Genomic DNA, 2,263 nt, shown 5'->3' with positions numbered 1-2,263 from the left:
CCGGCCTGCTCCTCCGAGACCGGCGCCTGCTCCAGGATCACGTGCGCATTGGTGCCACTCACCCCGAACGACGACACACCCGCACGACGCGGACGGTCGACCTCCGGCCACGACCGGGCCTCCGTCAACAGCTCCACCGCACCCGCCGACCAGTCCACATGCGACGACGGCGCATCCACGTGCAAGGTTCTCGGCAGTTCTCCGTGGCGCATCGCCATGACCATCTTGAGGATGCCCGCCACGCCGGCGGCAGCCTGCGTGTGCCCGATGTTCGACTTGATCGACCCCAGCCACAACGGCCGGTCGGTGTCCCGCTCCTGCCCGTACGTGGCGAGCAGGGCCTGCGCCTCGATCGGATCGCCCAGCGTCGTCCCCGTGCCGTGCGCCTCCACCACATCCACACCGGACGCATCGACCCGCGCACTGGCCAGCGCCTGCCGGATCACCCGCTGCTGCGACGGGCCGTTCGGCGCCGTCAGACCGTTCGACGCACCGTCCTGGTTGACCGCCGAACCCCGGACCACGGCCAGCACCTCATGTCCGTTACGGCGGGCGTCCGACAGCCGCTCCACCAGCAGCAGCCCCACACCCTCGCCCCAGCCGGTACCGTCGGCGGCTTCCGCGAACGGCTTGCACCGCCCGTCCCCGGCCAGCCCGCCCTGCCGGCTGAACTCCAGGAACGCACCCGGCGTCGACATCACCGCCACACCACCGGCCACCGCCATCGAACACTCACCATTACGCAACGCCTGCACCGCCAGGTGAAGCGCCACCAACGACGACGAACACGCCGTATCCACCGTCACCGCCGGTCCCTCGAGCCCCAGCACATACGACAACCGACCCGACACCACACTGCCCGAGCTGCCGGTCAGCATGTAGCCGTCCACACCCTCGGGCAACGCACCGAGCCCCATACCGTGGCCCTGGGCGGACGCGCCGGCGAAGACGCCGGTCTGGCTGCCCCGCAGGGACGTCGGGTCGATACCCGCCCGCTCGAACAGCTCCCACGCCGCCTCCAGCAGCATGCGCTGCTGCGGGTCCATGGCGAGCGCCTCACGCGGCGAGATCCCGAAGAAGCCGGCGTCGAACTCCCCCGCGTCGTAGACGAACCCACCGACGTGTGCGAAGCCGGCTCCGAACATGCCCTCCGTGTCCCAGCCGCGGTCCGTCGGGAACTCGGACATCGCGTCCGTGCCCGAGGCCACCAGGTCCCACAACTGCTCGGGAGAGCGGACGTCACCCGGGTAACGGCAGGCCATACCGACGATCGCGATCGGATCGTCCGACGCCCCGACCACGGCCACGCCCGCTCCGGCCGAGGCGGCGTCGGACGCGATGTCGCCTCCACCGACCAGCCGGCCGAGGAGATGGTCGGCGAGCACCACGGGGCTCGGATAGTCGAAGACGACCGTCGCGGGCAGCTTCAGACCGGTGGCCGTGACAAGCCGGTTGCGGACCTCCACGGCGGTCAGCGAGTCGAAGCCCATCTCCCGGAAGGCCCGGTTGGCCTCCACCGCGTCGGTCGACGTGTATCCGAGCACCGAGGCCGCGGTGGAACGGACCAGGTCGAGGACCGTCCTCGATCGTTCGGTCGCCGTGAGACCGGTGAGGCGCTGTGCCAGGGAGCCGTCGACGGACGTCGTGTTCCCGCCCTTCGGGACCTCGCCGTGGTCCAGAGCCGCGCGCACCTCGGGGATGTCGGTGAGGAGCGGGCGTGGGCGGGCCGCCGTGAAGCCGGGTACGAAGCGGGCCCAGTCAACGTCGGCGACGGCCACGAACGTCTCGTCGTGCTCCACCGCCTGCACCAGCGCCGACACCGCCAGCTCCGGATCCATCGGCAGCACGCCACGCCGCCGGAGTTGTTCCTCGGCGGCGCCATCGGTGATCATGCCGCCTCCCGCCCAGGCACCCCAGGCGACGGAGGTCGCGGTCAGGCCACGCGCCCTGCGGTCCTGGGCAAGCGCGTCGAGATGGGCGTTGGCAGCGGCATAGACGCCCTGCTTGCCGCCGCCCCACACACCGGCGTTCGACGAGAACAGCACGAACGCGTCCAGCTCCGCCCCACCCAGCAGCTCGTCCAGATGGCGGGCACCCGCCACCTTCGCTGCCATGACGTCCTCGAGCCGTGTGGTGTCGATGTCGACCAGGTCGACGAACTGGCCTACGCCGGCGGCGTGGACGACGGCGGTCGGCGGGTGGTCGGCCAGTACGGCCGCCAGCGCCTCACGATCCGCCACATCACACGCCACCACACTCACCC

Annotated in this window: 1 protein-coding gene; it reads right to left on the bottom strand. The window is 71.1% G+C overall.

Annotated elements, in window-relative coordinates:
* The coding region (locus ACH4F2_RS35740; RefSeq protein WP_398136782.1) for a type I polyketide synthase at window positions 1-2,263 on the bottom strand (2,263 nt) is incomplete at both ends.

Source organism: Streptomyces sp. NPDC017890, from assembly GCF_044328675.1.
Lineage (GTDB): Bacteria > Actinomycetota > Actinomycetes > Streptomycetales > Streptomycetaceae > Streptomyces.
The sequence above is the reverse complement of the archived record's forward strand: the minus strand, read 5'-3'. Positions and strand labels throughout refer to the sequence as shown.